The sequence below is a fragment of the Pseudomonas sp. B1-22 genome, assembly GCF_050474425.1.
Taxonomy (GTDB): Bacteria; Pseudomonadota; Gammaproteobacteria; order Pseudomonadales; family Pseudomonadaceae; genus Pseudomonas.
The window spans coordinates 384117-410337 of the sequence record NZ_JBCHVH010000002.1; the positions used below are offsets into that span (position 1 = coordinate 384117).

General features: G+C 67.4%; 26 protein-coding genes and 1 pseudogene. 13 read left to right on the forward strand and 14 right to left on the reverse strand.

Features of this window, described 5'->3' with window-relative positions:
- Positions 1–14: 14 nt before the first annotated feature.
- From ngg to ACQ5BL_RS08645, 3 genes are read left to right on the forward strand one after another with little or no spacing between them, the layout of a single operon-like run.
- Entirely contained in the window at positions 15–1805 is a 1791-nt protein-coding gene (gene ngg, locus ACQ5BL_RS08635; RefSeq protein WP_243808831.1) for an N-acetylglutaminylglutamine synthetase, read from the forward strand.
- A complete protein-coding gene (locus tag ACQ5BL_RS08640) occupies positions 1802–3004 on the forward strand; it encodes an osmoprotectant NAGGN system M42 family peptidase (RefSeq protein ID WP_243808832.1) in 1203 nt (400 codons plus the stop codon). The genes ngg and ACQ5BL_RS08640 overlap by 4 nt, the downstream gene beginning before the upstream one ends.
- 59 nt (positions 3005–3063) lie before the next feature.
- Complete coding sequence (locus tag ACQ5BL_RS08645; protein ID WP_205336877.1) at positions 3064–3294, forward strand: YheU family protein; 231 nt, start codon at positions 3064–3066, stop codon at positions 3292–3294.
- A 142-nt stretch (positions 3295–3436) separates the two neighbouring features.
- Here the strand turns inward: ACQ5BL_RS08645 and ACQ5BL_RS08650 are convergent, their stop codons facing one another.
- From ACQ5BL_RS08650 to zwf, 3 genes are read right to left on the reverse strand one after another with little or no spacing between them, the layout of a single operon-like run.
- Positions 3437–4084 carry a bifunctional 4-hydroxy-2-oxoglutarate aldolase/2-dehydro-3-deoxy-phosphogluconate aldolase gene (locus tag ACQ5BL_RS08650; protein ID WP_243808833.1) on the reverse strand — a complete coding sequence of 216 codons (648 nt, stop codon included), beginning with the start codon at positions 4082–4084 and terminating at the stop codon, positions 3437–3439.
- A gap of 17 nt (positions 4085–4101) precedes the next feature.
- Positions 4102–4818 carry a 6-phosphogluconolactonase gene (pgl, locus tag ACQ5BL_RS08655; RefSeq protein WP_243808834.1) on the reverse strand — a complete coding sequence of 239 codons (717 nt, stop codon included), beginning with the start codon at positions 4816–4818 and terminating at the stop codon, positions 4102–4104.
- Positions 4805–6274: a glucose-6-phosphate dehydrogenase gene (zwf, locus tag ACQ5BL_RS08660; protein WP_207884244.1), complete on the reverse strand. Its 1470-nt coding sequence runs from the start codon at positions 6272–6274 to the stop codon at positions 4805–4807. Before zwf ends, pgl begins: the two co-directional genes overlap by 14 nt.
- A 186-nt stretch (positions 6275–6460) precedes the next feature.
- Here zwf and ACQ5BL_RS08665 point away from each other — a divergent pair, with 186 nt between their 5' ends.
- Positions 6461–7318 carry a MurR/RpiR family transcriptional regulator gene (locus ACQ5BL_RS08665; protein ID WP_207884242.1) on the forward strand — a complete coding sequence of 286 codons (858 nt, stop codon included), beginning with the start codon at positions 6461–6463 and terminating at the stop codon, positions 7316–7318.
- A 187-nt stretch (positions 7319–7505) separates the two neighbouring features.
- Here the strand turns inward: ACQ5BL_RS08665 and ACQ5BL_RS08670 are convergent, their stop codons facing one another.
- The 3 genes from ACQ5BL_RS08670 to edd all read right to left on the reverse strand — a co-directional run bounded on the left by ACQ5BL_RS08670 (position 7506) and on the right by edd (position 11422).
- Positions 7506–8342, reverse strand: a complete 837-nt coding sequence (locus ACQ5BL_RS08670) for a D-hexose-6-phosphate mutarotase (protein WP_243808835.1) — start codon at positions 8340–8342, stop codon at positions 7506–7508.
- A 157-nt stretch (positions 8343–8499) separates the two neighbouring features.
- Complete coding sequence (locus ACQ5BL_RS08675) at positions 8500–9489, reverse strand: glucokinase (protein WP_243808836.1); 990 nt, start codon at positions 9487–9489, stop codon at positions 8500–8502.
- 106 nt (positions 9490–9595) lie between these two features.
- A complete protein-coding gene (gene edd / locus ACQ5BL_RS08680; RefSeq protein WP_243808837.1) occupies positions 9596–11422 on the reverse strand; it encodes a phosphogluconate dehydratase in 1827 nt (608 codons plus the stop codon).
- A 128-nt stretch (positions 11423–11550) separates the two neighbouring features.
- Here edd and ACQ5BL_RS08685 point away from each other — a divergent pair.
- Positions 11551–11631 (forward strand): annotated as a pseudogene (locus tag ACQ5BL_RS08685) (hypothetical protein); the annotation flags it as partial.
- A 183-nt stretch (positions 11632–11814) separates the two neighbouring features.
- Positions 11815–12597 (forward strand): hypothetical protein, encoded by a 783-nt coding sequence (locus ACQ5BL_RS08690; protein ID WP_243808838.1) that lies wholly within the window; start codon positions 11815–11817, stop codon positions 12595–12597.
- Between the two features lie 62 nt (positions 12598–12659).
- Here the strand turns inward: ACQ5BL_RS08690 and bglX are convergent, their stop codons facing one another.
- The 7 genes from bglX to ACQ5BL_RS08725 all read right to left on the reverse strand — a co-directional run bounded on the left by bglX (position 12660) and on the right by ACQ5BL_RS08725 (position 20695).
- Complete coding sequence (gene bglX, locus ACQ5BL_RS08695) at positions 12660–14957, reverse strand: beta-glucosidase BglX (protein WP_243808854.1); 2298 nt, start codon at positions 14955–14957, stop codon at positions 12660–12662.
- A gap of 217 nt (positions 14958–15174) precedes the next feature.
- Entirely contained in the window at positions 15175–16203 is a 1029-nt protein-coding gene (gene scpB / locus ACQ5BL_RS08700) for an SMC-Scp complex subunit ScpB (protein ID WP_243808839.1), read from the reverse strand.
- Between the two features lie 16 nt (positions 16204–16219).
- Complete coding sequence (locus ACQ5BL_RS08705) at positions 16220–16732, reverse strand: GNAT family N-acetyltransferase (RefSeq protein WP_243808840.1); 513 nt, start codon at positions 16730–16732, stop codon at positions 16220–16222.
- The gene (locus ACQ5BL_RS08710; RefSeq protein WP_243808855.1) at positions 16710–17522 is read right to left on the reverse strand and encodes a segregation and condensation protein A; all 813 of its coding nucleotides are present in this window, start codon (positions 17520–17522) and stop codon (positions 16710–16712) included. The genes ACQ5BL_RS08705 and ACQ5BL_RS08710 overlap by 23 nt, the downstream gene beginning before the upstream one ends.
- Before the next feature lie 338 nt (positions 17523–17860).
- Complete coding sequence (locus ACQ5BL_RS08715) at positions 17861–19075, reverse strand: tryptophan--tRNA ligase (RefSeq protein WP_207884224.1); 1215 nt, start codon at positions 19073–19075, stop codon at positions 17861–17863.
- Between the two features lie 118 nt (positions 19076–19193).
- Positions 19194–19823, reverse strand: coding sequence for an L-threonylcarbamoyladenylate synthase (locus ACQ5BL_RS08720; protein ID WP_207884222.1), 630 nt, complete (start codon positions 19821–19823; stop codon positions 19194–19196).
- Complete coding sequence (locus ACQ5BL_RS08725) at positions 19820–20695, reverse strand: PHP domain-containing protein (RefSeq protein ID WP_243808841.1); 876 nt, start codon at positions 20693–20695, stop codon at positions 19820–19822. The genes ACQ5BL_RS08720 and ACQ5BL_RS08725 overlap by 4 nt, the downstream gene beginning before the upstream one ends.
- A gap of 170 nt (positions 20696–20865) precedes the next feature.
- Here ACQ5BL_RS08725 and ACQ5BL_RS08730 point away from each other — a divergent pair, with 170 nt between their 5' ends.
- The 7 genes from ACQ5BL_RS08730 to ACQ5BL_RS08760 all read left to right on the forward strand — a co-directional run bounded on the left by ACQ5BL_RS08730 (position 20866) and on the right by ACQ5BL_RS08760 (position 25526).
- A complete protein-coding gene (locus tag ACQ5BL_RS08730; protein WP_207884211.1) occupies positions 20866–21459 on the forward strand; it encodes a septation protein A in 594 nt (197 codons plus the stop codon).
- Position 21460: 1 nt separating this feature from the next.
- Complete coding sequence (locus tag ACQ5BL_RS08735; protein WP_015478115.1) at positions 21461–21760, forward strand: YciI family protein; 300 nt, start codon at positions 21461–21463, stop codon at positions 21758–21760.
- 106 nt (positions 21761–21866) lie between these two features.
- A complete protein-coding gene (locus ACQ5BL_RS08740; protein ID WP_243808842.1) occupies positions 21867–22295 on the forward strand; it encodes a translation initiation factor 2 (IF-2, GTPase) in 429 nt (142 codons plus the stop codon).
- A 13-nt stretch (positions 22296–22308) separates the two neighbouring features.
- Positions 22309–22986, forward strand: a complete 678-nt coding sequence (locus ACQ5BL_RS08745; RefSeq protein ID WP_243808843.1) for a response regulator transcription factor — start codon at positions 22309–22311, stop codon at positions 22984–22986.
- A 170-nt stretch (positions 22987–23156) separates the two neighbouring features.
- Positions 23157–23594 carry a Spy/CpxP family protein refolding chaperone gene (locus tag ACQ5BL_RS08750; RefSeq protein ID WP_243808844.1) on the forward strand — a complete coding sequence of 146 codons (438 nt, stop codon included), beginning with the start codon at positions 23157–23159 and terminating at the stop codon, positions 23592–23594.
- A gap of 95 nt (positions 23595–23689) precedes the next feature.
- Positions 23690–25024: a sensor histidine kinase gene (locus ACQ5BL_RS08755; protein WP_430293094.1), complete on the forward strand. Its 1335-nt coding sequence runs from the start codon at positions 23690–23692 to the stop codon at positions 25022–25024.
- Between the two features lie 28 nt (positions 25025–25052).
- The gene (locus tag ACQ5BL_RS08760; protein ID WP_243808846.1) at positions 25053–25526 is read left to right on the forward strand and encodes a hypothetical protein; all 474 of its coding nucleotides are present in this window, start codon (positions 25053–25055) and stop codon (positions 25524–25526) included.
- Here the strand turns inward: ACQ5BL_RS08760 and ACQ5BL_RS08765 are convergent.
- On the reverse strand, positions 25507–26067 hold the full coding sequence (locus tag ACQ5BL_RS08765) for a nitroreductase family protein (protein WP_243808847.1): 561 nt from the start codon (positions 26065–26067) through the stop codon (positions 25507–25509). The genes ACQ5BL_RS08760 and ACQ5BL_RS08765 overlap by 20 nt on opposite strands.
- Between the last annotated feature and the right edge of the window lie 154 nt (positions 26068–26221).

A 26221-nucleotide genomic window follows, 5' to 3' on the forward strand; every position in this document is an offset into this window, starting at 1 on the left:
TCACGGAGTTGACCATGAAGACCCATTTGAACCTGCCTCACCCGCACAACCAGCGCCTGCTGCGAGGCCAGACGCCCACCTACGAACGCCTCCAGGCGCGCTTCGCCGGCGACCATGCGCAGCGCCCCGAGGGCCCGCTGATCCTGCAATGCGGCTGGGGCCGCCTGCTGATCGGCCACACCTTCGCCACGGCCGAGCAACTGGCCGCCGAGCTGCTCAACGAACGCCCGGGCGAGCGTGACATCGCCCTCTACGTGGCGGCGCCACAACAGGTGCTGGCCAAGGCCCCGCAGCAACTCTTCCTCGACCCCTCCGATGCGCTGCGCCTGTGGTTCACCGACTATCGCCCGGCGCGCCGGCCGTTCCGCGGCTTCCGAATCCGCCGGGTACACAGCGACGAAGACTGGGCCGCGATCAACCGCCTGTACCTCTCGCGCGGCATGCTGCCGGTCGATCCGGCCAACGTCACGCCGCGCCACCAAGGCGGGCCGGCCTACTGGCTGGCCGAGGACGACGAGACCGGTACGGTGATCGGCACCGTCATGGGCATCAACCACGCCAAGGCCTTCCGCGACCCGGAAGGCGGCTCCAGCCTCTGGTGCCTGGCGGTGGACCCGCAGTCCAGCCGCCCAGGCGTCGGCGAAGCGCTGGTGCGCCACCTGATCGAGCACTTCATGAGCCGGGGCCTGGCCTATCTCGACCTGTCGGTGCTGCACGGCAACCAGCAGGCCAAGTCGCTGTACCGCAAGCTGCGCTTCCGCGAGCTGCCGACCTTCGCGGTGAAGTGCAAGAACGGCATCAACCAGTCGCTGTTCCTCGGCCCCGGCCCGGAAGAAGGCCTGAACCCCTACGCCCGGATCATCGTCGACGAAGCCCATCGGCGCGGCATCGACGTGCAGGTGCAGGACGCCGACGCCGGACTGTTCATCCTCACCCAGGGTGGCCGGCGCATCCGCTGCCGCGAATCGCTGTGCGACCTGACCAGCGCGGTCAGCATGAGCCTGTGCCAGGACAAGACCCTCACCCACCGCGCCCTCGACCGGGTCGGCCTGCGCCAGCCGCAGCAGCGCCTGGCGGGCTGCGCCAGGGACAACGCGAAGTTCCTCGCCGAACACGGCTCATTGGTGGTCAAGCCGGTGGACGGCGAACAGGGCCAGGGGGTTGCCGTGGACCTGCGCAGCACCGGCGAAGTGGAAAGCGCCATCGCCCATGCCCGGCAGTTCGACACCCGCGTGCTGCTGGAGAGCTACCACCCCGGCCAGGACCTGCGCATCGTAGTGATCGGCTATGAAGTGGTGGCCGCCGCGATCCGTCGCCCCGCCGAAGTGATCGGCGATGGCCGGCACAGCATCCGCCGGCTGATCGAGGCGCAGAGCCGCCGCCGGCAGGCCGCCACCGGCGGCGAAAGCCGCATCCCGCTGGACGGCGAGACCGAGCGCACCCTGGCCGCCGCCGGCTTCGGCTACGACGACGTGCTGCCCAGCGGCCAGCGCCTGGCCGTGCGCCGCACCGCCAACCTGCACACCGGCGGTACCCTGGAGGACGTCACCGAGCGGCTGCATCCGAAACTGGCCGAAGCGGCGATCCGCGCGGCGCGCGCGCTGGAAATCCCGGTCACCGGCCTCGACCTGCTGGTACGCGACGCCGACCAGCCGGAATACGTGATCATCGAAGCCAACGAGCGGCCCGGGCTGGCCAACCATGAGCCGCAGCCCACCGCCGAGCGCTTCCTCGACCTGCTGTTCCCGCTGAGCCGCGAGCTGCTCAACCGCGAATCGCCCCCGGGCATGGAGGCATCTGCATGAATTCATTGCCACAACCCGACCTCAACTACCTGCAGCGCGTGCTGCTGGAAATGCTCGCCATCCCCAGCCCCACCGGCTTCACCGACACCATCGTGCGCTACGTCGCCGAACGTCTGGAGGAGATCGGCGTGCCCTTCGAGATGACCCGCCGCGGAACCATCCGCGCGACGCTCTCCGGCCGGCGCAACAGCCCGGACCGTGCGGTCTCGGCGCACCTGGACACCATTGGCGCCATCGTCCGCGAGATCAAGCCCAACGGCCGCCTGGCGCTGGCGCCGGTCGGCTGCTGGTCGAGCCGCTTCGCCGAGGGCAGCCGGGTCACGGTGTTCTGCGAGAACGGCGTGCTGCGTGGCAGCGTGCTGCCGCTGATGGCTTCCGGGCACGCCTTCAATACCGCCGTGGATACCTTGCCGATCAGCTGGGACCACGTCGAACTGCGGCTGGACACCTACACCGTCAGCCGCGCCGACAGCGAGACCCTGGGCGTGGCCATCGGCGATTTCGTCGCCTTCGATCCCCTGCCGGAGTTCACCGAGAGCGGCCACATCAGCGCCCGCCACCTCGACGACAAGGCCGGGGTCGCCGCGCTGCTGGCGGCGCTGAAGGCGATCCGCGAGAGCGGCCAGCAACCGCCGATCGACTGCCACCCGCTGTTCACCATCACCGAGGAAATCGGCTCCGGCGCGGCGGGCGCGCTGCCCTGGGACGTCAGCGAGTTCGTCGGCATCGACATCGCCCCGGTGGCCGAGGGGCAGAACTCCAGCGAGCACGCGGTAAGCGTGGCCCTGCAGGACTCCGGCGGACCGTACGACTACCACCTGTCGCGGCACCTGCTGCGGCTGAGCGAGCGCCACGAGATCGCCGTACGCCGCGACCTGTTCCGCTACTACCACAGCGATGCGCAGTCGGCGATCACCGCCGGCCACGACATCCGCACCGCACTGCTGGCGTTCGGCTGCGACGCCACCCACGGCTACGAGCGCACCCACATCGACAGCCTGTCTGCCCTGTCGAAATTGCTGACGGCCTACCTGCTGAGCCCGCCGGTGTTCGACAGCGACGCCGAACCGAGCGAAGGCGCGCTGGAGCGCTTCAGCAAACAGCTGGAACATCCGGTGCACATGGAGAGCACCACCCATGTGCCGCCAGTGGACGATCTGCTGGAGAACGGCGACAGCACGGACAAGAACAGGAACTGAAGCTGCACTCGCCGCGGCGCGGGACTACAATCCCGCGCTGCGATTTGCGAGTACCCGCCATGCTGATTCCCTTTGACCTGATCGAAGCCGACACCCTCAACAACCTGCTGGAAGACTTCGTCACCCGCGAAGGCACCGACAACGGCGACGACACGCCGCTGGACGTGCGCGTGGAGCGCGCGCGGCATGCCTTGAAGCGTGGCGAGGCGGTGATCGTCTTCGATCCGGAAAGCCAGCAGTGCCAGCTGATGCTGAAAAGCGAAGTGCCGAGGGAGTGGCTGGAGGACTGAGACAGGTGGTGAACCAGTAGGAGCGGACTCTGTCCGCGATAGCCCAGCACCGAAGCGAATCGCGGACGGAGACCGCTCCTACGAAAAGCCATCCCCATAAAAAAGCCCGGCGCAAGGCCGAGCACGTCCAGATCAGGACAGCTCAGTGTGTGTCCAGTAGCGCCAGCGCCTCGCGGCTCAGGCGTTCGACCGTGGCCCAGTCGCCGCTGTCGATGGCGGCCTTGGGCAGCATCCAGCTGCCGCCCACGCACATCACGTTGGCCAGCCGGTAGTAGTCATTCAGGTTGTCCGGGCCGACGCCGCCGGTGGGGCAGAAACGCACCTCCGGGAACGGCCCGCCAAAGGCCTTGAGCGCTTCCACGCCACCGCAGACCTTCGCCGGGAACAGCTTGAAGCGGCGCAGCCCGTAGCGGTAAGCCGTCATGATTTCCGACGCAGTGGCCACGCCCGGCAGCAGCGGCACAGGGCGGCCAATGGCGTATTGCAGCAACTCATCGGTGCAACCCGGCGTGACGATGAACTTCGCCCCCGCCTCTTCCGCCTGGCGGAAGGTCTGCGGATCGAGCACGGTGCCGGCGCCGACCAGCAGCTCAGGGCGTTGTTCGCTCAACTGGCGGATCGCGGTGAGCCCCAGCGACGTCCGCAACGTGACTTCCAGGACGGTGATCCCGCCAGCGGCAAGGGCATCCGCCATGGGCAGGATGTCCGCCTCGCGGTCGATGGTGATCACCGGCAGGATGCGTGCACGCTGCGCCAGGGCATCGATCTGCTGGATGTGTTGTTCAGACATTGCGGTAACTCCGTGCCTCAGGGGCACCAGTGGATCGAAAGAGGCGCGCGCAGGAACGCGTTCACCGGCATGCGCAGGTCGTCGTTGTCACTGAGCGCCTGGCTCAGGGTGGCCAGCTTGGCCTCGCCCTGGATCGCCAGGATCTGCACCCGCGCGCCCTGCAGCACGGCGCGGGTCAGGGTCAGGCGCTGACGGGGCACGCTCGGTGCCCACATCGGCAGGCAGCGGCGCGTGCTCACGGGGTCGAGCGCTTCAGCCAGGCCGGCGCTGCCGGGGAACAACGACGCCGTGTGGCCATCGTCGCCCATGCCGAGCACCAGCACATCGATGGGCAGGCTCAGTTCATGCAGGAATCGGTCGGCCTTGTCCGCCGCCTCGTCCAGCGAGGCCGCCGGCTGATAAAGACCGATAAAGTGCGCCCTGGCCGCCATGCCCTTGAGCAGGTGGCGGCGCAGCAGGCCGGCATTGCTGTCCGGGTGCGATTCGGGCACCCAGCGCTCGTCGGCCAGGCTGACGGACACCTTCGACCAGTCCAGCTCGGCGCCGCTCAACGCTTCGAGGAAGGCCACCGGGCTGCGCCCGCCGGATACCACCAACAGCGCGTGACCACGCGCGTTCAACGCCTCGCGCAGGGCATCGGCTACCGCTTCGGCCAGGCCGAGAGCCTGCTCCGCGGCGTTGTTCCAGGTCGTCCAGGCCATGCCTTCAGCCAGTTTCGGTTCAGTGATCGCCATACCAGTCCCTCCCGTCGCGCGCGATCAGGGCAACAGCCGCCTGCGGTCCCCAACTGCCCGCCGGGTACGGCTTGGGCTGTTCGCCCAGACGTCCCCAGCCGGCGATCAGGTGGTCACACCATTTCCAGGCGAACTCCACCTCGTCCTTGCGTACGAACAGGTACTGATTGCCTTGCATGACTTCCAGCAGCAGTCGCTCGTAGGCATCCGGCGTACGGGCTGTGTGGAAGGTCTCGGAGAAATTCAGTTGCAGCGGGCCGGTGCGCAGTTGCATGCCCTTGCCCAGGCCCTGGTCCTTGGTCATCACCTGCAGGGAAATGCCCTCGTCCGGCTGCAGGCGGATGATCAGGCGGTTGCTGATCAGCGAACGCTGCTCCGGAGCAAAGATGTAGTGCGGCGGCTCCTTGAAGTGGATGACGATCTGCGACAGCTTCTGCGGCATGCGCTTGCCGGTACGCAGATAGAACGGCACGCCGGACCAGCGCCAGTTGCGGATGTCCACGCGCAGCGCAACAAAGGTCTCGGCATCACTGTTGGGGTTGGCATTTTCCTCGGCGAGGTAGCCGGGCACCGCCTTGCCGTCGATGAAACCGGCGGTGTACTGCCCGCGTACCACGCGGGTGGCCAGTTGCTCCGGCGCAATGGGCTCCAGCGCGCGCAGCACCTTCACCTTCTCGTCGCGGATGCTGTCGGCGGTCAGGTCAGCCGGCGGGTCCATGGCGATCAGGCAGAGCAGCTGCAGCAAATGGTTCTGCACCATGTCGCGCAGTTGGCCGGCCTTGTCGAAGTAGCCCCAGCGGCCTTCGATCCCGACCTTCTCGGCCACGGTGATTTCCACGTGGGAAATGTTGTTCTGGTTCCACTGGGTCTCGAACAGGCTGTTGGCGAAACGCAGTGCAATGAGGTTCTGCACCGTCTCCTTGCCCAGGTAGTGGTCGATCCGGTAGATGCGGTTTTCCGGGAAGAAGCGCGCTACCGCGTCGTTCACCGCGCGGGACGACTCCAGGTCGTGGCCGATGGGCTTCTCCAGCACCACCCGGGTGCGCTCGGCGAGGCCGACGGCAGCGAGGTTCTCGCAGATACCGCCGAACACCGAAGCGGCGGTGGCGAAGTAGGCCACCAGGGTTCGTTCCTCACCGACCTGTTCGGCCAGCGCCGCATAGGAACCGGCATCGAGGAAATCCATGTTCAGGTGAGTCAGGCGTGCGCGAAAGCGCGTCCACACCGATTCATCCCACTCCTTCGCCGGCACCGCCAGGCGCAGGCGTTGTTCGACGATGGCCAGCGGGGCTTCGCCTGCTCCCTCATCACGGGCCAGGGTGAGAATACGGGTATCGCCGTGCAGCAGGCTCTCGCGATCGAGCTGGTACAGCGCGGGGAGCAGCTTGCGCAGGGCGAGATCACCCAGTGCGCCGAACAGCGCCAGGGTGCAGGGCAGAACGCGGACATCAGGCATTTGTTGTTACCAACCAAATTTTGAACGATAGTTAGCCTTCCACGCCGGCATTAAGACAAATATGTAGTAATTAAACAACATATTTTTGCCGTTTCGCGCCGTTGTTGGTCGCCTGCCGGCCTGACGTTAGGATAGCGCCGCTGGCCGCCCCTACCCGGCCAACCGTCGATTGCCCAAGGAGCACGGATGAAAAACCTGCTGGAGCAGATCCAGAGCCGTCTGGAACAGCTGAACAAGGCCGAGCGCAAGGTCGCCGAAGTGATACTGCGCGACCCGCAGCAGGCCACGCGCTTCAGCATTGCCGCGCTGGCCCAGGCATCCAGCGTCAGCGAGCCGACGGTGAACCGCTTCTGCCGCTCCTTCGGCATGAGCGGCTATCCGGAACTGAAGATCCAGCTGGCCCAGAGCCTGGCCAGCGGCGCGGCCTTCGTCGCCCAGGCAGTGGCCGAGAACGACGGGCCCGAGGCCTACACGCGGAAGATCTTCAGCAGCACCATCGCCTCGCTGGACAGCGCCTACAAACTGCTCGACCCGAAGGTGATCGACCGCGCCGTGGACCTGCTGATCCAGGCCCGGCAGATCCATTTCTTCGGGCTCGGCGCGTCAAGCTCGGTGGCGCTGGACGCGCAGCACAAATTCTTCCGTTTCAACCTGGCGGTGTCGGCCCACAGCGACGTGCTGATGCAGCGGATGATCGCCTCGGTGGCGCACACCGGCGACCTGTTCGTAGTGATTTCCTACACAGGGCGTACCCGCGAGCTGGTGGAAGTGGCGCACCTGGCGCGGCAGAACGGCGCCTCGGTGCTCGGCCTGACCGCCGCCGATTCGCCCCTGGCCCGCGCCAGCACCCTGAGTCTGGACATCCCGCTGCCGGAAGACACCGACATCTACATGCCGATGACCTCGCGGATCATTCAGCTCACCGTGCTCGACGTGCTCGCCACCGGCGTGACCCTGCGCCGCGGTGTGGATTTCCAGCCGCACCTGCGCAGGATCAAGGAGAGCCTGGTGCCGACGCGCTACCAGCTCGATGAGGAAGATTGATGGGCCTGCAGCGACGCCGGATGACCCTCAGCGGCACCGAGCCTATCGCGGACAGAGTCCGCTCCTACGCAAAGCATTACGCCCAGACGTAGGGCGTATAACGCTCCGCGTTATACGCCGCTTGACCACGATATCGGTCTGAATCGGCGTACAACCGCGAACGGTTGTACGCCCTACGCATGATCAGTCAGACCAACCCGGCCCGCAGGTTCAGCAGCATCCGCTCGCCCTGCGCCAGGATCAGCCCACCCGCGCGATAGCCGGCAGCGCCGATGCACAGGAAGCGATCCGCCTCGGCCGCCGCCACCTGCTCCACCACGCGGCTACCGGGGTGCCAGATGACGCTGCCGGCGCCGACATTCTTGTCGATGCGCAAGCGACGCTGCCAGCCGGCATCTTCCAGCACCAGGGCGCCCGTGTTGTAGAGCACCTGCTTGACTGCCCCCCGAGGGGCCCAGGTATTGGGCAGGCCGCTGGCCTTGCCGTCCAGCTCCATCCCGTGGACCACGGAGCGGCGCAGCGAGCCCACGCGCCAGTAAGGCTGCAGGGCAAAGCTGAACAGGCAGTCGCTGTCATCTTCGTGATAGCTGGAGAGTTCGATATCCAGGTCCTGGCCCAGGCGCGCCTCCAGGCGCACATGCCAGTCCTCGACGTCCAGTTGCCAGCTGACCACCACCTTGCTGTCGTCAGCCCAGGCGTCGAGCATCCGCCATTCGCGCTGGCGCGCCCAGCCGTGCTGGGGCCAGTCGGGCTCGACCGGATGGCTGCCGAACCAGGGCCAGCACACCGGGATGCCGCCACGGATGGGCGCCGTGCTCAGGCTCGGCCACTGGCTGGAACACCACAGCAGTGGGCGCGCGCCGCGCGGCTGGAAGTGCAGCAATTGCGCGCCCTGGCGGCTGAATACCGCCTGGCACTGCGGATGGTCGATCAGCAGCAGGTCGCGACGCTGGAAGCGCACCCAGTCGAAGGGGCGCTTGGCCCGCATGGAATGAAAAAAGCGCTGCAGCGGATGCTCGAGCATTATCCGGATGTCCTGATCCAATCCCTGCCCGGACACTCCGGGGCGTAAAGAGGCTGTAGTTTCACTACATTCGATGAAAGGCGGCGATTCTACCCGCAAAGCCTAGTCACGCGCAGCGTCCACGCCAACGAAAAGCGCCCCGCACCGCCCGCCCGGCTCAGGATTTGGCCCGCAGGGCCTGTTCCAAGGCAACACCAGCACCGAACAGACCGGGATACTCCGCCATCATCACCCACACCGGCACCTGCTCCAGGTATGGCCCGCTGGTCTTGCCGCGTGCCGCGAAGGCTGCGGCGAAACCGCTGCGCTGGAAGCGTTCGAGGAAGCGCGGAACGATACCGCCAGTGATGTACACACCACCCAGCGCGCCCACCGTCAGCGCCGCGTTGCCGGCGACCCGCGCCAGCCACAGGAAGAAATGTTCGAGCACCGCGTCGGCATAGGCATCGCCGCTCATGGCGCGTTCACCGATCTGCGCCGCAGTGGCGCATTGCGGCTCGACGCCATCGATCTGGCAACTCATGCGGTAGAGGTTTTCCAGGCCGCTGCCGGATAGCACGCGCTCGGCCGAAACATGCCCGTACTTCTCGCGCAGCAATTGCCAAAGGGCGAAATCCCGCTCGGAGGTCACCGGCAGGTCGACGTGCCCGCCCTCGCAGGGCAACACCTCCCAACCGCCGGCCGGCAGCGGCATCAGGCTGGCGACCCCCAGGCCGGTGCCGGGGCCGATGATCAGTTTCGCCCGGCCCTCCAACGCGTTGCCGGGACGCACCTGCACCAGGTGCTCTTCCGAGAGCCGCGAGGCCGCCCAGGCCATGGTGCTGAAGTCATTGACCAGCAGCAGATGCCTAAGGCCCAGTGCGGCGCGAAAGGCGTCGCGCTTGATCACCCAGTGATTGTTGGTGAAGCGGAAGTCGCCGGCGCCCACCGGCCCGGCGCAGGCCAGGCAGACGATGTGGATGGCGGAGAGTGGCTGGCCGATGCGCTGCAGGTAGTCGCGCACGGCATCTTCCGGACGCTGATAGTCGGCGCAGGCCAGGACCTGGATGGATTCGAGTACCTCACCGCGCCACAGGGCGAAGCGGGCGTTGGTGCCACCAATGTCGCCGACCAGGGCGAAAGCGTTCTGGGCGTTGCTGGAATTCATGGCGAGCTCGGCCTGGAAGTTGTGGGAAAGGGCTCATGCCAGCATAGGACATCGACCCGGGCCCACCCGCGCGACGGTCACTCCATCGCGCGCGCGGGCGCGCGTCTCAGATCGAGCCGTTGAGTTCGGCGGTGAAGCTGCAGGCCCCCTGCTCCGCCGGGCTGAAGGCCTGGCGCATGAAGGCGAAGAGTTCCCGGCCCATGCCAAGGTTATCGATGACCGGAGTTTCCACCAGCGGACGGGCTTCCCATTCCGCCGCATCCACCAGCACGCGCAGCTCGCCGGTGGTGCCGTCGACACGCACCACGTCGCCGTCGCGCAGCTTGGCCAGCGGGCCGCCGTTGAGCGCTTCCGGGGACACGTGGATCGCCGCCGGCACCTTGCCGGACGCGCCCGACATGCGCCCGTCGGTCACCAGCGCTACCTTGAAGCCACGGTCCTGCAGCACGCCGAGGAAGGGCGTGAGCTTGTGCAGCTCCGGCATGCCGTTGGCGCGCGGCCCCTGGAAGCGCACCACGGCCACCAGGTCGCGCTCCAGCTCGCCGGCCTTGAAGGCGGCGGCCAGGCTGGCCTGGTCGTGGAAAATGCGCACCGGCGCCTCGACGATCTGGTGCTCCGGCGCCACGGCGGACACCTTCATCACGCCACGGCCGAGGTTGCCTTCCATCAGGCGCAGGCCGCCTTCGGGGGAGAACGGCTTGTCGATGGGGCGCAGGATGTTCTCGTCCAGGCTCGCCGCCGGACCTTCGCGCCAGACCAGCTTGCCGTCTTCGAGGAAAGGCTCCTGCACGTAACGGCGCAGGCCCTTGCCGACCACGGTCTGCACGTCTTCATGCAGCAGGCCGCCATCGAGCAGCTGGCGGATCAGGAAGGACATGCCGCCCGCCGCCTGGAAGTGGTTGATGTCGGCCTGGCCGTTGGGATAGATGCGCGCCAGGGTCGGCACCACTTCGGAGAGGTCGGCCATGTCCTGCCAGGTCAGCTGGATGCCAGCGGCCTGGGCGATGGCCAACAGGTGCAGGGTGTGGTTGGTCGAGCCGCCGGTGGCCAGCAGCGCCACCACGGAGTTGACCATGGCCTTCTCGTCGACGATTTCGGCCATGGGCACGAACTGGCCGTTTTCCGGCGTCAGGCGCGCGGCCTGGCGGGCGGCTTCGCGGGTCAGCTCGTCGCGCAGCGGGGTGTTCGGGTTGACGAAGGAGGCGCCCGGCAGGTGCAGGCCCATCACTTCCACCAGCAGCTGGTTGGTGTTGGCGGTGCCGTAGAAGGTGCAGGTGCCCGGCGCATGATAGGAGGCCATTTCCGAGGCCAGCAGCTCCTCACGGGTGGCCTTGCCTTCGGCGAACAGCTGGCGCACCGCGGCCTTCTCCTTGTTGGAGATACCGGTGGGCATGGGGCCGGCGGGCACGAACACCACCGGCAGGTGGCCGAAGCGTAGCGAGCCGATCAGCAGACCGGGGACGATCTTGTCGCACACGCCCAGGCACAGCGCCGCGTCGAACATGTTGTGGGACAGCGCAATGGCGGTGCCCATGGCGATCACGTCGCGGCTGGCCAGGGACAGTTCCATCCCCGGCTCGCCCTGGGTCACGCCGTCGCACATGGCCGGCACGCCGCCGGCGAACTGGCCGACCGAGCCGATCTGCCGCAGGGCGTCCTTGATCAGCTCCGGGAAGCGCTCCAGCGGCTGGTGCGCGGAGAGCATGTCGTTGTAGGCGGAGACGATGGCGACGTTGGCCTGGTTCATCAGCCGCAGCGCCTGTTTGTCCGACTCACCGCAGGCCGCGACGCCGTGGGCGAGGTTGCCGCAGGGCAGCGTGCCGCGGTGCGGGCCCTTGGTGGCGGCTGCCTTGACCAGATCAAGGTAGCGCTGTCGCGTGGCGGCGCTACGAGCCTGGATGCGCTGGGTGACTTCGAGCACACGGGGGTGCATGGCAGCATTCTCCTACAGACTATCAGTTGTTGTTTTTACAACATAATCTTCGAATAAAGCGCGATTACTTTTCTTCGAAGCGGAAATTTAATGTTTTTTACCACAACAAAAGAAAAGAGACGACCTCCATGACTATACGCCTGGCGATCAGTGGATTCGGCCGCATTGGTCGGAACGTCCTCCGCGCACTCTACTCGGGGCCGTATCGGGGCTGAGGCTCTTCGGCCGCCGGGGTTCGCGAGCAAGCTCGCTCCTACAAGGGCGGAGCGTACGCTCTTCGTAGGAGCGAGCTTGCTCGCGAACAGCCAGAGCACAATAGCAACGGCACATAACGCTTCGCGTTATGCGCCCCACACACTAGAATCCGCCGTCCACCTGCATCCGCCGCCCCCATGCTCGCCCTCAAGCTCACCCTGGTTCCGCTGTTCCTGCTGCTGATCTCGCTCTCCGGCCGCTGGTGGGGGCCTGCCGTCGCCGGCTGCCTCGCCACCCTGCCCGCGATCACCGGGCCGATCCTCTACCTGATCACAATCGAGCACGGCCGCGACTTCGGCGCCCAGGCCGCGTTGCTCGCGCTGGCGGCGATCTTCGCTTCGGAAGCGTTCAACTTCACTTATGCCTGGATCTGCCGACGCCACGCGTGGCCGCTGGCGCTGGGCGGCGCGATGCTCGCCTGGCTGGTCGCCGCCTGGGGGCTGACGCAACTGCCGGTCCTGCCCGCCTGGGCACTGGGCGCTGCGGCGTTGGGCACGCTGACCAGCCAATGGTTCATGCCGCGCGCGGAACTGCCGGCCGTCATCTCGCCCATCGGCCGCTTCGAGCTGGGCCTGCGCATGTTCGCCGGTGCCGTGCTGACGCTCTCCGTCACCGCCCTCGCCGGCTGGGCCGGGCCGAGCTGGAGCGGCCTGCTGGCAGTGTTCCCGCTGCTTTCCATCGTGCTCTGCGTATCGTCGCAACGGCTCAATGGCGCGGGCTTCGTCATCGTCCTGCTGCGCGGCATGGTCACTGGACGCCCGGCCTTCGGCGCCTTCTGCCTGTGGCTGGCCTTGCGGCTGCCGCAGGTCGACACCCTGCAGAGCTTCGCCGAAGCGGCATTGCTGTCGGTGCTGGTGCAGGGTGCGTTGCGCTGGATGAACGGGCGCCGGGCCAGAAAGCTGGCGAACACGGCGGCCTGAATAAAGAAAAACGCCACGGCTCGATGAGCCGTGGCGTTTTCGTTTGCGGCAGCGAGTGACGTTCAGAGCAGCGTGAAGCTCTGCTCCTTCACGTTGTCCGAGTCCAGGCCGACGTAGACCTTGAACTCGCCCGGCTCCGAGGCATAGCGCAGCTGGCTGTCGTAGAAGCGCAGGTCTTCCTCGCGGATCGGGAACTGCACCACCTTCGACTCGCCCGGCTGCAGCATGATCTTGCTGAAGCCCTTGAGCTCCTTCACCGGACGGCTGATGGAGGCGGCGACGTCGCGCAGGTAGAGCTGCACCACGGTCTCGCCGGCGAGCTTGCCGGTGTTCTTCACGGTCACGCTGGCGGTGAGCTGGTCGCCCTTCTTCAGCTTGCTGCCCGACATTTTCACGTCCGAGACGCTGAAATCGGTGTAGCTCAGGCCGTAGCCGAAGGGGTACAGCGGGCCGTTCTGCGAGTCGAAGTAGCGCGAGGTGTACTTGTTCGGGTGCTCATGGTCGAACGGGCGGCCGGTGTTCAGGTGGTTGTAGTAGATCGGCACCTGGCCCACAGAACGCGGGAAGGTCATGCTCAGCTTACCGGCCGGGTTGTAGTCGCCGAACAGCACGTCGGCGATGGCGTTGCCGCCCTCGGTGCCGCTGAACCAGGTTTCCAGGATGGCGTCGGCGTTGGCGCTCTCCCAGCGCAGGTCCAGCGGGCGGCCATTCATCAGCACCAGTACCAGCGGCTTGCCGGTGGCCTTGAGGGCCTTGAGCAGCTCGACCTGGCTCTGCGCGATGTGCAGGTTGGTCTTGCTCGACGCCTCGTGGGCCATGCCCTGGGCCTCGCCGACCACGGCCACCACCACGTCGGCCTGCTTCGCCTTGGCCACGGCCTCGTCGATCATCTCTTTCGGGCTGCGGGAGTCGACGCTGACGTCCTCGTTGTACTCGTTGAGGTACTTGATGATCTCCTGGTCATCGGTGACGTTGGCGCCCTTGGCATAGAGCAATGCGGCCTTGCCACGGGTCGCGGTGCCCATGCCCTGGAGTACGGTCACCGCCTGGAAGGCCTTGCCGGCGGCGGACCAGCTGCCCATCACGTCGCGCTTGCTGTCGGCCAGCGGGCCGACCAGGGCGATCACGCCGTCACGCTTGAGCGGCAGCACGCCGTTCTGGTTCTTCAGCAGGACCATGCCCTTGCGCGCGATCTCGCGGGCGTCGGCGCGGTGCAGGCGCTCCTCGGCGTCGGTATCCACCGGGTCCTTGCCCTGCAGGTAGCGGTAAGGGTCCTTGAACAGGCCCATGTCCCACTTGGCGGCGAGCACGTCGCGGCAGGCGCGGTCGATCTCTGCCTGGCTGATCAGCCCGGCCTTGAGCAGCTCGGGCATGTGCTTGCCGTAGAGGTCGTCGTTCATGTTCATTTCGACGCCGGCGTTGATCGCCAGGCGGGTGGCGTCGCGCTCGTTGGCGGCTACACCGTGCTTGATCAGCTCGCCCACCGCGCCGTGGTCGCTCAGGGTCAGGCCCTTGTAGCCCCACTGGCCGCGCAGCAGGTCCTGCAGCAGCCACTTGTTGGCGGTGGCGGGCACGCCGTTGATGCTGTTCAGCGAGACCATCACCGCACCGGCGCCGGCATCGATGGCCGCACGGTACGGCGGCAGGTAGTCCTGGAACATGCGCTGCGGGCTCATGTCCACGGTGTTGTAGTCGCGGCCGCCTTCACCGGCACCGTACAGGGCGAAGTGCTTGACCCCGGCCATGATGGTTTCCGGCTGGTCCAGGCCCTTGCCCTGGTAGCCCTTGACCACGGCGGCGGTGACCTTGCTGGTCAGCCAGGCGTCTTCGCCGAAGCCTTCGGAGACACGGCCCCAGCGCGGGTCGCGGGCGATGTCGACGGTGGGCGAATAGGTCAGGTTGAGGCCGTCGGCGCTGGCCTCGATGGCCGAAACGCGGGCGCTGCGCTCGATCGACGCCAGGTCCCAACTCGCCGCCAGGCCCAGACCGATGGGGAACACGGTGCGATGGCCGTGGACCACGTCATAGGCGAAGAACAGCGGGATCTTCAGGCGGCTCTTCATCGCCGCATCCTGCAGGTCGCGAATGCCCGGACGCACCACGGTGTTGAACACCGCGCCGGTGGTACCGGAGGCGATCTCCTCCAGCAGCACCGGTTTGGGATGGTCGGGACCGACGCTGACCAGGCGCAGCTGGCCGATCTTCTCTTCCTGCGTCATGCGCTGCATCAGGCTGTCGATGAAGGCATCCTTCGACTGGCCAGGCAGCGGCACGGCGGGTGCGGCGGCGGGCGCCTGGGCGGCGGAAAGCGAAGCGCTATTGAGGCCCAGCAGGAGGCCGAGCCAGCAGATACGGCTGATTGGAGTTGTTTTCATATGGGTACTCAGCAGCCTGCGCGAAGCGCCGGGCCACTGTGGATTGTTATCGAGGGTCGTCGAAGGGACGGGGATTCCGGCGGCTCCCCCGGGTGTTGCCGCCAGCGCCTTTCGAACGCGGCACATAAGGTCGTCGCGCCGAAGGCGGAAGTCAATCACCGAACGGCTGGAAAGCGCCGCTGATCTGCTGGGAAGAGCGGCCTCAATGGTCGCGATTGCGCGCGTTGAACTCCATTTCCTCGAGCATCGCCTCGCGCAGGGCGCGCTCCTCGTCCCACTCCTCTTCGGCCTCGGCGGCCGGGGGCGTGGCGGCCGGCGCGGGTTCAGGGGCGGCAGGCTCCTCGGTGTCTTCCGGCGCCGGGTCCTGCGGCTGGACCTCAGGCAAGCCGAAGACGCCGCTGAAATCGGCATCCACGCCATTGTCCTCGGCGTCCGCTGGCGGCAGGTCGATGAGGTCGTCGAAGTCGGTCTTCAGGCCCTGCTCCATCTCGTCCAGCTCGGCGAGCAGGCTGCGGAAGCTGGTTTCTTCCGGTTTTTCCTCCGGCAGCGCGGGTTCCGGCTCCTCGCCGGCATCGCGCAGCGCCTGGTCGGCCAGCGCCTGCAGCGACGGCGGAATGTAGTCCTCGTCGTACTCCTCGGGACCCGGCAGGCTGACCGTTGGCGCCATGTCTTCGAGGATCGGCTGCGGCTCGGGCTCCATCAGCTTCAGCTCGGCCAGCGGCGGCAGTTCTTCCAGGCTTTTGAGGTTGAAGTAGTCGAGGAAGGTGCGGGTGGTGGCGAGCATGGCCGGGCGACCGGGGACTTCGCGGTAGCCGACGATGCGGATCCACTCGCGCTCCATCAGCGTCTTGACGATCTGGGTGTTCACCGCGACGCCACGGATTTCCTCGATCTCGCCCCGGGTGATGGGCTGGCGGTAGGCGATCAGCGCCAGGGTCTCCAGCAGCGCACGGGAATAGCGCTGCGGGCGCTCTTCCCAGAGGCGGCCGACCCAGGGGGCGAGCTTCTCGCGCACCTGCAGGCGGTAGCCGGTGGCTACCTCCTTCAGCTCGAAGGCCCGACCGGCGCAGGACAGCGACAGCACCGCCAGCGCATCGCGGAACTGCTGCGGCTCCGGCCGTTCGGCCTCCTCGAACAGCTCGCCGAGGCGCTCCAGCGACAGCGGCTTGCCGGCCGCCAGGAGGATGCCTTCGAGCAGGGTCGCCAGTTCTTTGGGGTCGGACAGGTTCATCGAGTCGCTCAGTGGGTCAGCCGAAACGGGTGAAGGCCGGGTGGTAGGCCACTTCGCCGCGCGCCATCCGGGCCTGCGGGGTCAGGCGCAGGCATTGGCAATACGGGGCGGGAATGCCGGGGAATACCAGGGTGTCGTCGGCAACGAAGCCAAAGCGCGCATAGTAAGCCGGATCGCCCACCAGTACACAGCCAGCCACGCCATCGGCTCGCAACTGTTCCAGGCAGGCCTGTGCCAAGGCGGCGCCGATGCCGGCCTTCTGCCGCGCCGGCAGCACCGCCAGCGGCCCCAGGCCCAGCCAGCCGATGGATTGACCGTCGATGGTCACCGCCGAGGCGGCCAGGTAACCGACCACTTCGCCGGCGTCTTCGGCCACCAGCGCCAGGCTGAGTGCGCCTTCCTCGCGCAGGGCCCGGACCAACAGGTGCTCGGTCTGCCGGCTGTGCGGATGGTCGGCGAAGGCCGCGCGCAGCAGCGCGTCGATGGCGGCGTGATCGCCGGGTTGCTCAGAGCGAATCTTCAAGGTCATCGAGTGTAGGCTCCGGAGGCTCCGCCTCCTCGGGTTCGAAGGCGCCCTCGCCCTCGTCCTGCGTGGCTTCGGCGGCAGGCGCGCCTTCCGTGCTCTCGGTGCGGGCGCGCACGTGGATCGGCGCGAAGGCGGCGTTCTGCACCAGTTCCACCAGTTGTTCCTTCACCAGTTCGAGCACCGCCATGAAGGTGACCACCACGCCGAGCTTGCCCTCCTCGACCCGGAACAGACTGATGAAGGGCACGAAACCCTCGCCCTTCAGGCGTTCGAGGATTTCGCTCATGCGCTCGCGGGTGGAGAGCATCTCGCGGGTGACCTGGTGGCTCTCGAACAGGTCGGCGCGGCGCAGCACCTCGGCCATGCACAGCATCAGCTCCTGCATGTCGACATCGGGCAGCAGCTTGCGCGCCCGCGCATCCGGCGCGGCGACGCTGGGCAGGATGATGTCGCGCCCCAGGCGCGGCAGGGTGTCGAGGTCCTCGGCGGCCTTCTTGAAGCGCTCGTACTCCTGCAGGCGGCGGATCAGCTCGGCGCGCGGGTCTTCCTCTTCTTCCTCGGCCTCGGCCGAGCGCGGCAGCAGCATGCGCGACTTGATCTCGGCGAGCATGGCGGCCATCACCAGGTACTCGGCGGCCAGTTCCAGGCGCACCGACTTCATCAGCTCGACGTAGCCCATGTACTGGCGGGTGATTTCCGCCACCGGGATGTCGAGGATGTTGATGTTCTGCTTGCGGATCAGGTAGAGCAGCAGGTCGAGCGGGCCTTCGAAGGCTTCGAGGAAGACTTCCAGGGCGTCCGGCGGGATGTACAGGTCCTGCGGCAGCTCGGTCAGGGCCTCGCCGTAGACCAGCGCCAGCTGTACCGGTGCGCGGTATTCGCTGGCGCTGGAAGGATCGTCCGGCTCGGTCAGGTCACTCATCGGCCACTCGTCAGGCTCTTGGGGGAGATATGGGCGGCATTATCCCTGCTTTTGCCGGCCGTGGGTGGGGGAAATGGCGGAAGGGATGGGCGGTGTCACATCGCACGGTACGAGTGCTCTTCGTAGGAGCGAGCTTGCTCGCGAACCCAACATCGCAGCGGGGTTTGGTTCGCGAGCAAGCTCGCTCCTACAAAAGGCAAGAGCCGCGCCTAGCGGTAAGACAACCCCATGGCATGCCGCACCTCCACCAGCGTCTCGCGAGCGGTTTCACGGGCGTGCTCGGCGCCCTCGGCGAGGATGCTGCGCACCAGCTCGGGGTTGTCCTCGTAGTCCAGAGCGCGCTCCTGGATCGGCGCCAGTTCCTGCTGGATCGCCTCGATCAGCGGCCGCTTGCAGTCCAGGCAGCCAATGCCGGCACTGCGGCAGCCTTCCTGCACCCACTGCTGGCAACCGGAGTCGGAATAGATCAGATGCCACTGCCACACCGGGCAAAGATCCGGATTACCGGGATCGTTGCGGTGCACCCGCGCGGGGTCGGTGGGCATCCGCGCGATCTTTTCCTCCACCTCCGCCGGGCTGTCGCGCAGGGCGATGGTGTTGCCGTGGGACTTGGACATCTTGTGGCCATCCAGCCCCGGCATCTTCGGTTCGTGACTGACCAGGGTCTGGGGTTCGGGCAACAGCAACCGGCTGCTGCCTTCCAGGTAGCCGAACAGTCGCTCGCGGTCGCCCAGGGTCAGGCTCTGCTGCTCCTTGAGCAGCGCCCGCGCGGTTTCCAGCGCTTCGCTATCCCCCTGCTCCTGCCAGGTGCGGCGCAGGCTGGAGTAGAGCTTGCCGGTCTTCTTGCCCAGGCGGCCGATGGCGGTCTGCACCCGCTCCTCGAAGTCGTCCTCGCCGCCGTACAGGTGGTTGAAGCGGCGGGCGATCTCGCGGCTGAACTCGACGTGGGCGAACTGATCGGAGCCCACCGGCACCCAGCCGGCGCGGTAGATCAGGATGTCCGCCGCCTGTAGCAGCGGATAGCCGAGGAAGCCGTAGGTGGAGAGGTCCTTGTGGCTGAGCTTTTCCTGCAGTTCCTTGTAGGTCGGCACCCGCTCCAGCCAGGACAGCGGACAGATCATCGACAGCAGCAGGTGCAGTTCGGCGTGCTCGGGCACCTGGGACTGGATGAACATCGTCGCCGCGCTGGGGCTGACGCCCACGGCCAGCCAGTCGATGGCCATGTCGCGCACGTGCTGTCGGATGCTTTCGGTCTCGTCGTACTCGGTGGTCAGGGCATGCCAGTCGACGATGGAGAAGAAACACTCGTATTCGTGCTGCAGCTTCACCCAGTTCTGCAGCACGCCGTGGTAATGCCCCAGGTGCAGGCGCCCGGTGGGGCGCATGCCGGACAGCACGCGGCGTTGGGAATCGACGCTGGCCAAGGATCAACCTCGCGGAGTCATCGGACGAAGTGCGCAGTATAGGCGCAGGGTCCGTTCAGAAACTGCTGCGCGTCGGGCCCGATGCGTTGAGCGGGCCCGCAAGCTCGTGAAGCGGCCCTCAGGCATTGACCATGAAGGGTTCCGGATCGCCGCAGCCGACGCGCACCACCACCGGGTCCTCGTCGGTCAGGGCAATCACCGTGGAGGCCTCACCGCCGCCGTAACCGCCATCGATGATCAGGTCCACCTGATGCTGCAGCAGGTCGCGCATCTCGTACGGGTCGTTCAGCGGCTCGGTCTGCCCCGGCAGGATCAGGCTGACGCTCATCAGCGGCTCACCCAGTTCCTCCAGCAGCGCCAGGGCAATGGGGCAGGCCGGCACGCGCAGACCGATGGTGCGGCGCTTGGGGTGCAGCAGCATGCGCGGCACTTCGCGGGTGGCGTTGAGGATGAAGGTGTAGGGGCCGGGGGTGTGCGCCTTGAGCAGGCGGAACAGGCCGGTGTCGACCTTGGCGTAGAGCCCCAGCTCGGACAGGTCGCGGCAGACCAGGGTGAAGTTGTGCTTGTCGTCCAGCCGGCGGATGTGGCGGATGCGCTCCACCGCCGACTTTTCGCCGATCCGGCAGCCCAGCGCATAGGAGGAGTCGGTGGGATAGACGATCACGCCGCCCTGGCGGACGATCTCCACCGCCTGCTTGATCAGGCGCGACTGGGGGTTCTCCGGGTGGACCTGAAAGAACTGGCTCATTGAGTCTCCTTGTTCCCTAGGGCGTTGTCCGCACTGGCGAAACGCGGCCAGAGCGGTGGCAGATCGTCCGGCACCGCGCGGTACAGGCCCAGTTCGGACCAGTCGCTGGGGCCGTGGAAATCGCTGCCGGCGGTGACCATCAGGCCGAACTCGCGGGCGAGGATGCTGAGCACGCCGACCTGCTCCGCCGGCTGCGGGCCGTTGACCACCTCGATGGCGTGGCCACCGGCGGCGATGAAGTCGGCCACCAGCTTGCGGCGCTTGGTCCGGGTGAAATCGTATTGGTAGGGGTGCGCCAGGCTGATCCAGGCGCCGGCGTCACGCAGGGTGCCGACCGCATCGGCGAGGGCCGGCCAGTGCTGCTTGACGTCGCCCAGCTTGCCGGCGCCCAGCCACTTGCGGAAGGCTTCGGCGCGGTCCTTGACGTAGCCCTGGCGCAGCAGGAATTCGGCGAAGTGCGGGCGCGCCGGGGCGTTCTCGCTGTCGCCCAGCTCGCCCTGCACCGCCCGCGCGCCGTCGAAGGCACCGGGCATGCCCTTGGCGTCCAGGCGCCGGCCGATTTCTTCGGCGCGGGTCCAGCGGGCGCGGTGCAGGTCGTCCAGTGCCTTGACCAGCGACTCGGCGAGCGGATCGAAGCCATAGCCCAGCACATGGATGGTCGCCCCGCCCCAGGTGCACGACAGTTCCACTCCATCGACCAGCTCCATGCCCAACTGACGTGCGGCTTCGCGGGCCTCGGGGAGGCCGTCGAGGGTGTCGTGGTCGGTCAGCGCCAGCACGTGCACGCCGCGCCCATGGGCGCGCTCGACCAGGGCCGTCGGGCTGAGCAGTCCGTCGGACGCGGTGCTGTGGCAGTGCAGGTCAACTCGCATGCAGGGCTTCCGTAGGCTGGGGACGGTTTATTTCTGTATAGACGCTTATGCGCGCCCGCTCTGCCGGTAATCGATTGAAACCATGCGCGGGTGCGGCGTTGGGCGGATGAGGCTTTCAGTTCACCGGCAGGTTGGTATTATGCCGGCTCTACCAGTCTCTGGCTGACGTAATGAAGCAATTCATCGATTTCATCCCCCTCATTCTGTTCTTCCTCGTCTACAAGCTCGACCCGCGCAACGTCGAATTCGCCGGCCAGAGCTTCTCGGTCGGCGGCATCTACAGCGCCACCGCCATGCTCATCGCGGCCTCCGTGGTGGTCTACGGCGCCCTGCTGATCAAGCAGCGCAAGCTCGACAAGGGCCAGTGGGTCACCCTCGCCGCCTGCCTGCTGTTCGGCGGCATGACCCTGGCCTTCCACAGCGAAACCTTCCTCAAATGGAAGGCGCCGGTGGTGAACTGGCTGTTCGCCCTGGCCTTCGCCGGCAGCCACTTCATCGGCGGCCAGCCACTGATCCAGCGGATCATGGGCCACGCGGTGCACCTCACCGATTCCCTCTGGGCGAAGCTGAACATCGCCTGGGTGCTGTTCTTCCTGATCTGCGGCTGTGTCCAGCTGTTCGTCGCCTTCACCTTCCAGAGCATCTGGGTGGACTTCAAGGTGTTCGGCAGCCTGGGCATGACCCTGCTGTTCCTGATCGGCCAGGGCGTGTTCCTGGCCCGCCACATGCACGATGAACCTACCGGCGAAAAACCCAAGGACTGACATGCTCTACGCGATCATTGCCCGTGACATCACCGCTTCCCAAGAACGCCGCCTGGCCACTCGCCCCGCGCACATCGCCCGCCTGGAGCAACTGAAGGAAGAAGGCCGCCTGGTACTGGCCGGCCCGCACCCGGCCATCGACAGCAACGACCCGGGCGCCGCCGGCTTCACCGGCAGCCTGATCGTCGCCGAGTTCGAGTCCCTGGCCGCCGCGCAGGCCTGGGCCGATGCCGACCCCTACCGCGCCGCCGGCGTCTATGCCGAAGTCGTGGTCAAGCCGTTCAAGAAAGTCCTGCCGTAACCGCGCGCCTGTAGCAGCCCCGCGGCACGGACGTTCGCGGGGAACAGCAGCCGGACACCGCCGGGATGGCCGTGAACGGCGGACCATCATCGAACAAGGAGTCCCGATGCGCCGCCTGCCCCTGCTCGCCTGTCTCGCCCTGCCCCTGGCCGTCCAGGCCGAAGATTCCGCTCCGGAACAGCCTCCGCCCGCCGCTGTCGAAGTCATCGACGCCGCCAGCACCAGCGCCCACAGCGACCTCGAACGCCGACTGGCCGAGAGCGAACAGCAACGCCAGGCGCTGGCCGCCCAACTGGCCACGCAATCCACCGACCAGGACAACAGCCAGGACGATGCCGTCATCGGTCGCCTGCGCCAGGAAAACCAGCGCCTGAAGCTGCAACTGCGCGAAGCCCAGTCGCAACAGCCGCCGCGCCTGCTGAACGAGCAGCAGACCTGGTACGCCGTCGGTGGCGCCACCGCCGTGCTGGCCTTCCTCCTCGGCGCGCTGAGCCGTGGCAGCCGCCGCCGGCAACGCCGCGAATGGATCAACTGAAAGAACCGATTTCATGAGTGAACTGCTGCTGATCGACGACGACCGCGAGCTCTGCGAGCTGCTCGCCACCTGGCTGGTCCAGGAAGGCTTCAGCATCCGCGCCGCCCACGACGGTGCGCAGGCCCGCGCCGCGCTGGCCAGCCGCGCCCCGGATGCAGTCGTGCTCGACGTGATGCTGCCCGACGGCAGTGGGCTGGAACTGCTCAAGCAATTGCGCGGCGAACACCCGGACCTGCCGGTGCTGATGCTCTCCGCCCGTGGCGAACCGCTGGACCGCATCCTCGGCCTGGAGCTGGGCGCCGACGACTACCTGGCCAAGCCCTGCGACCCGCGCGAACTCACCGCCCGCCTGCGCGCCGTGCTGCGCCGCAGCCACCCGGCGCAACCCAGCGCGCAGCTGGAGCTGGGCGACCTCGCGCTGAACCTCACGCGCGGCGTGGCGAGCATCGGCGAACAGGAAATCAGCCTCACCCTCTCCGAGAGCCGCATCCTCGAAGCCCTGCTGCGCCAGCCGGGCGAACCGCTGGACAAGCAGGCCCTGGCCCAGCTCGCCCTGGGCCGCAAGCTGACCCTGTACGACCGCAGCCTCGACATGCACGTCAGCAACCTGCGCAAGAAGCTCGGCGGCCATCCCGACGGCCGCCCGCGCATCCTCGCCCTGCGCGGCCGCGGGTATTTCTACGCGCCCTGAAACGCCCGGGCCAGACGCCCCGAGCCGCCCCGGCGCGGGCTTTCGTAAAGTTCGTAGCGATGCTTCACGTAATCTTTACCGAAGCTTTACCTGTGGCTGACTGCCCTTGACCTTGCCGACCCTAGACTGGGCCCATCCGGTAACGACCGGTCCCTGAAAGGAGAAACACCATGCGCAAGACCCTGACCGCCCTGCTGATCGCCGCCGCACTGCCGACTGTCGCACTGGCGGCCACTCCCGCGCCGACCGACGCACCGCCGCCGGCCCCGTACATGAAAGACCATGGCCACGGCATGATGCGCGGCGAACGCGGCGGCATGCTCCGCGAACTGAACCTGACCCCGGACCAGCGCCAGCAGATCGGCAAGCTGATGGGCGACTCGATGAAGAATCGCCACGAGATCACCGAGAAGTACTGGAACAAGCTGCCCGAGGCCGACCGCAAGGCCATGCAGGAAGAGCTCAAGGCCAACCGCGAGAAGTCCGAAGCCAGCATCCGCGGCCTGCTGACGCCCGACCAGCAGAAGAAGTTCGACGAACTGAAACAGCAGCGCGAACAGCGCCACGCCGAATGGGCCAAGTCCCAGAAAGCCACCACGACCAACTGATCGCCCAGTAAAAGCACAGGCGCCGGGATCATCCCGGCGTCCTGCCGTCAGTGGCGCGCCAATACGGACAAACCATGCGGCTGAACAGGAAAACCATGCGCTCACTCTTCTGGCGGATCCTCGCCGCCTTCTGGCTCGCCCTGCTGCTGGTGGCCGGACTGTCGATCCTGCTGGGCCGCGCCCTCAACCAGGACACCAGGGTCATCGCCCGCTATCCCGGACTGCATGACCTCGCCAAACAATGGACCCTGCTCTACGAAACCCAGGGGCCGGAAGCCGCACAGGGAATGCTGGACGCGCGTCGCAAGCAGTACGAACTCTCGGTGCAGGTCCTCGACGAGAGCGGCCAGCGCCTGGTCAACGGCACCTACCTGCCGCGTCCGCCCCGGCCCGGCGGCGCCTTCGACCGGGAAAGCCTGCCGCGCTTCCCCTGGCGCCAACTGAGCCAGGAATACGTCAGCCCGCGTACCGAACAGACCTACCTGTTCATCTACCGAATCCCACACCCGGCGCTGCAGGCCTGGCACCGTGGCAGCCTCCTGTGGCCCCTCAGTGCGCTGGGCATCGCCCTGGTGGTGCTGACCGTGTTCAGCCTGCTGCTGACGCTCTCCATCACCCGCCCGCTGAACCGCCTGCGCCGCGCCGTGCATGACCTCGGCCAGACCACCTACCAACAGGACAGCCTCGCCCGCCTGTCGCGCCGTGGCGACGAACTGGGCGTACTGGCGCGCGACTTCAACCGCATGGGCGCCCGCCTGCAACGCCTGATCAGCAGCCAGCGCCAGTTGCTGCGCGATGTCTCCCACGAGTTGCGCTCGCCGCTGGCACGTCTGCGCATCGCGCTGGCCCTGGCCGAGCGCGCCGACCCGGAGCAGCGCGCCGCCATGTGGCCGCGCCTGGAGCAGGAGTGCGATCGCCTGGAAGCCCTGATCGGCGAAATCCTCGCCCTCGCCCGACTCGACGCGGAACCCGGCCCGGCCAGCCGGATCGCCCTGCTGCCGCTGCTCGAACGCCTGCGCGACGACGCCCAGCTGCTCTACCCGGACCAGCAGATCCAACTGGACATCGCACCGGAGCTCGCGCTCGACGGCTGGCCAGACATGCTCGAACGCGCCCTCGACAACCTGCTGCGCAACGCCCTGCGCTTCAATCCCGCCGGGCGACCACTGGAAGTGCACGCCCAGGCCGAGGGCGAACGCCTGCACATCCACGTGCGCGACCACGGCCCCGGCGCCGACGCGGAGCATCTGGCGCAGCTGGGCGAACCCTTCTTCCGTGCGCCCAACCAGAGCAGCCCCGGTCATGGCCTGGGCCTGGCCATCGCCCGCCGCGCCATCGAGCGCCACGGCGGCCGGCTGCGCCTGGGCAACCATCCCGACGGCGGCTTCCAGGCCAGCATCGACCTGCCGTTGCACCGGCCGGCCGCCTGAGCGACGCCCCCTTTTCCGGAGAACCCGCATGAGCCTTCCCGCCCTGGCCACCCCGTTCCCGCAAGCCCCCGTGCCGCCCGTCGCGCGGCCATTCGGCACGCCGCCGGACGACCCGCAGAGCCTGGTACTGGCGGTGGAACTGGCGCGCCTGGCCACGCAGTGGCGCGAGCGCTGGCCCGGCCTGCGCCTGAACCTGCCGCAATCGGGCACCTGGCCACTGGAAAGCTGGCCCGAAGCCCTGCGCGGAGCATTGGATGCGCTGTTGCAGGCCGCGCTGCAACGACGGCCGAACGCCGCGCTGGAGCTGACGCTCAGCTCAACGCGGGGACTCGTGAGAGTGGATCTGCAGGGCCACGACCCGCAGGCGCGGGCCTGGCTGCCGGACGCCCTGCGCCCGGCTCAGCGCCTTGCCGCGTGGCAGGGCGGACGCCTGCTCTGGCGCGCCCACGGAAAGGGCTGGAAGATTCGCCTGGGGCTGCCGCTCAGCCCTGCCAGGCAGTAACGAAGGCGGCCGGATCGAGCGGCGTCGGGCGGCGCAGCTCGCCGATCGGCGTCCCCAGGTAGATGAAGCCGACGATGCGCTCGTTGGCCGCCAGCCCCAATCCTTCACGCACGAACGGATCGAAGGCCATGGCGCCGGTGCGCCACATCGCGCCCAGCCCCTGTGCATAGGCAGCCTCGATGATGCCGTAAGCCGCACAGCCAGCGGCCAGCCACTGCTCGATTTCCGGCACCTTGGGGTGCTCCTGCAGGCGCGCTACGGCGACCACCAGGGTCGGTGCACGCATCGGCATGGCGCGGGCCTTGTCCAGCGCCTCGGGCGCCGCGTCGGGTTGCCCGGCCTGCAAGGCACGGGCGAACAATTCGCCCAGGCGTAAGCGCGCATCCCCTTCCACGGTCAGGAAGCGCCAGGGGCGCAGCTGGCCGTGATCCGGCGCGCGCAGGGCGGCGCGGAACAGGCCGTCCAGCTGTTCGGCGGACGGCGCCGGCTCACCCAGGCGAGCGTGGGATACACGATTGTGCAACGCGACGAGAGCCTCCATGGGCCACCTCCAGACAAACTCGAAAGGCGCCATTGTAGACGCAAAGGGTTCGCATCTGCCCAGCGCTCGCTGCGCCGTCAGAGCCTGTTCAAGGTCTCGTCGAGCGCAACTCAGGCAAGGCAAAAGCAGGCGAAAAAGCGCAGTTTACAAGTTG

Coding starts and splice junctions, on each gene's coding strand:
- edd (WP_243808837.1), bottom strand. CDS start 11,422: ATGCACCCCCGTGTGCTCGAAGTCACCCAGCGCATCCAGGCTCGTAGC.
- ACQ5BL_RS08640 (WP_243808832.1), top strand. CDS start 1,802: ATGAATTCATTGCCACAACCCGACCTCAACTACCTGCAGCGCGTGCTG.
- ACQ5BL_RS08665 (WP_207884242.1), top strand. CDS start 6,461: ATGAAAAACCTGCTGGAGCAGATCCAGAGCCGTCTGGAACAGCTGAAC.
- ngg (WP_243808831.1), top strand. CDS start 15: ATGAAGACCCATTTGAACCTGCCTCACCCGCACAACCAGCGCCTGCTG.
- ACQ5BL_RS08760 (WP_243808846.1), top strand. CDS start 25,053: ATGAGCCTTCCCGCCCTGGCCACCCCGTTCCCGCAAGCCCCCGTGCCG.
- ACQ5BL_RS08725 (WP_243808841.1), bottom strand. CDS start 20,695: ATGCGAGTTGACCTGCACTGCCACAGCACCGCGTCCGACGGACTGCTC.
- ACQ5BL_RS08650 (WP_243808833.1), bottom strand. CDS start 4,084: ATGTCTGAACAACACATCCAGCAGATCGATGCCCTGGCGCAGCGTGCA.
- ACQ5BL_RS08670 (WP_243808835.1), bottom strand. CDS start 8,342: ATGCTCGAGCATCCGCTGCAGCGCTTTTTTCATTCCATGCGGGCCAAG.
- ACQ5BL_RS08730 (WP_207884211.1), top strand. CDS start 20,866: ATGAAGCAATTCATCGATTTCATCCCCCTCATTCTGTTCTTCCTCGTC.
- ACQ5BL_RS08735 (WP_015478115.1), top strand. CDS start 21,461: ATGCTCTACGCGATCATTGCCCGTGACATCACCGCTTCCCAAGAACGC.
- ACQ5BL_RS08755 (WP_430293094.1), top strand. CDS start 23,690: ATGCGCTCACTCTTCTGGCGGATCCTCGCCGCCTTCTGGCTCGCCCTG.
- ACQ5BL_RS08690 (WP_243808838.1), top strand. CDS start 11,815: ATGCTCGCCCTCAAGCTCACCCTGGTTCCGCTGTTCCTGCTGCTGATC.
- ACQ5BL_RS08720 (WP_207884222.1), bottom strand. CDS start 19,823: ATGAGCCAGTTCTTTCAGGTCCACCCGGAGAACCCCCAGTCGCGCCTG.
- ACQ5BL_RS08675 (WP_243808836.1), bottom strand. CDS start 9,489: ATGAATTCCAGCAACGCCCAGAACGCTTTCGCCCTGGTCGGCGACATT.
- zwf (WP_207884244.1), bottom strand. CDS start 6,274: ATGCCTGATGTCCGCGTTCTGCCCTGCACCCTGGCGCTGTTCGGCGCA.
- pgl (WP_243808834.1), bottom strand. CDS start 4,818: ATGGCGATCACTGAACCGAAACTGGCTGAAGGCATGGCCTGGACGACC.
- ACQ5BL_RS08740 (WP_243808842.1), top strand. CDS start 21,867: ATGCGCCGCCTGCCCCTGCTCGCCTGTCTCGCCCTGCCCCTGGCCGTC.
- ACQ5BL_RS08750 (WP_243808844.1), top strand. CDS start 23,157: ATGCGCAAGACCCTGACCGCCCTGCTGATCGCCGCCGCACTGCCGACT.
- ACQ5BL_RS08745 (WP_243808843.1), top strand. CDS start 22,309: ATGAGTGAACTGCTGCTGATCGACGACGACCGCGAGCTCTGCGAGCTG.
- ACQ5BL_RS08705 (WP_243808840.1), bottom strand. CDS start 16,732: ATGACCTTGAAGATTCGCTCTGAGCAACCCGGCGATCACGCCGCCATC.
- ACQ5BL_RS08645 (WP_205336877.1), top strand. CDS start 3,064: ATGCTGATTCCCTTTGACCTGATCGAAGCCGACACCCTCAACAACCTG.
- scpB (WP_243808839.1), bottom strand. CDS start 16,203: ATGAACCTGTCCGACCCCAAAGAACTGGCGACCCTGCTCGAAGGCATC.
- ACQ5BL_RS08765 (WP_243808847.1), bottom strand. CDS start 26,067: ATGGAGGCTCTCGTCGCGTTGCACAATCGTGTATCCCACGCTCGCCTG.